We start from the raw sequence: 2,044 nt of genomic DNA on the forward strand, positions 1-2,044 counted from the left end.
TGGCTGGTCATCGCATTATCGATCGGTGGGGGTGAAGATGGGCAGGGGAGGCAGGTCTTCGCGCGAGCGCCAGGCGAGCTTCACCCGGTCGCCGATCCGCGCCGGGCCGGGTTCGATGTTGGTGAGCAGCCTCGGGCCCTCGTCGAGATCGACCAGCGCGATCATATAGGGCGGGGGCAGTTCGCTGATGACCGGGATGCGCACCGTGGAGAGCGAATAGATCGTGCCTGTGCCCTTAGCGTCCACCCATTCGAGCGCGGTTGCCTCGCAGGCGAGGCAGAAAGGTCTGGGATAGAACTGGTGCGACGAGCACGCGACACAGCGCTGGACGATCAGGCGGTGTTCGAAACATGCCTTCCAGAAGGGTTCGGTGGTCGGGTCGGCAACGCCGATGTCGGAAAGGGAAGGGGTGTCAGTCACGGGCAAGCACCACGGTGGAAGCGGTTGAAAAGGCGAGGCCTCCGGTCCCATGCGCGACGGCGATCTCGGCGTCTGTCACCTGGCGGGCGCCCGCCTCTCCGCGCAGCTGCCGCACCGCCTCGATGAGAAGCAGGATGCCGAGCGCCCCGGGATGGCAGTAGGACAGCCCGCCGCCTGAGGTCATGCTTGGCAGGCTGCCGCCGGGTCTCAGCCGGCCTTCGGCGACGAAGGCGCCGGCCTCGCCCTTGCCGCAAAAGCCCAGGTCCTCGAGATAGAGCAGCACGGCGTGGGTGAAATTGTCGTAGGGTTCAAAGACATCGACGTCGCCGGGCTTGATGCCGGCCATGCCCAAGGCTTCCCGGCCGGAAACCACGCCCGGCGTCACGGTCAGGTCCGGGCATTGGGCAACGTGCCATTGCATGTGGCTTTCGCCGGCACCGAGGATGCGCACAGGCCGCTTGGCGGCGTTGCGCGCCCGATCCTTCCGCGCGATGACGATGGCGCCGCCGCCATCGGTCACCAGGCAGCAGTCGAGCTTGCGCAGCGGATCGCAGAGCATTGGCGAAGCCATCACGTCTTCGATGGTCAGCGGATCGCGCACCCATGCTTTCGGATTGAGTTTTGCCCATTCCCGCGCCGTGACGGCGATCTCGGCAAGATGCYCAAGTTTGGCATCATACTGATACATGTAGCGCGCAGCACTCAGCGCGTAATGGCCGATTGGAAAGTGGATGCCAAAAGGCGCTTCGAATTGCGCCGCAAGCGAACCGTCCATACTGGCTGCCACGCGTTTGCGGTTGCGGCGGCTTCGTTGCCGCGAGGCATAGCCGATCAGCGCGACGTCGCACCGGCCCGTCGCGATGGCGAGCATGGCATGGTGCACGAAGAACTCGAACGACGCGCCACCCATGTCCGACGATTCGGCGTAGCGTGGCTGCACGCCGAGATATTCGCCAAGTTGGACCGAGCCCTCTTCCCCCATATAGTTGGTGAAGATGCCATCGACGTCCTTGAAGCTCAGGCCGGCCTCGTCCAGCGCCTTGCGCGCGGCAAGCGCGACCATTGAGAACTCGCTTTGGTCGAGTACCTTGCCCAAGGGCGTCTCGGCAACGCCGACGATGTAAACCGGCGAATTGATCAGCGCATGCGGCATCATCGACCCCGGATTCTGTGATGAGGGCTGTCGATGCGACGCTTGTATCGCGCGGTTTTGTCCGATCCGACAAGCAAGATGGTCCCTCCACGATGCGCACCGCAGCCCATGGGCTGGACGCAACTTCGCGCTGCTGGGCTAGCCGGATGTCCAGCTTGCCTCGGTGATCAAAAGAAAATAAGAAGTCTGACAACATGAATATGAAGTCAATATCAATTATTTGATTTGCTCGCTTGCCCCTGTACGGTCGTCGCTCCTGTCGATGGTTGATAATCGGTGAGGCAGGTGCAATATCGGATCATGGAGGACGTTTTGAATGGCCATGCGGGCGAAGCAAGTCGAAACGGCGCTTATCCCAAATCTCGGTTGCGACCGATATGCAGATTATCTTGCCGAGGGGCTCGGTTCATTGTCCTTTTCCACCAAGGGCGACAGGACAAAGTACCGGCTGAAGATCGCTGCCGCGCGCGC

At 62.3% G+C, this 2,044-nt stretch carries 2 protein-coding genes; both read right to left on the reverse strand.

The window, feature by feature from the left end; all coding sequences use genetic code 11:
* Nucleotides 1-15 precede the first annotated feature (15 nt).
* The gene (locus AC1DUU_RS30540) at nt 16-420 is read right to left on the reverse strand and encodes a Zn-ribbon domain-containing OB-fold protein (RefSeq protein ID WP_476787057.1); all 405 of its coding nucleotides are present in this window, start codon (nt 418-420) and stop codon (nt 16-18) included.
* Nucleotides 413-1,576, reverse strand: coding sequence for an acetyl-CoA acetyltransferase (locus AC1DUU_RS30545; RefSeq protein ID WP_476787058.1), 1,164 nt, complete (start codon nt 1,574-1,576; stop codon nt 413-415). Before AC1DUU_RS30545 ends, AC1DUU_RS30540 begins: the two co-directional genes overlap by 8 nt.
* Between the last annotated feature and the right edge of the window lie 468 nt (nt 1,577-2,044).

It is taken from the genome of Aminobacter sp. P4_H6_2 (assembly GCF_056400805.1).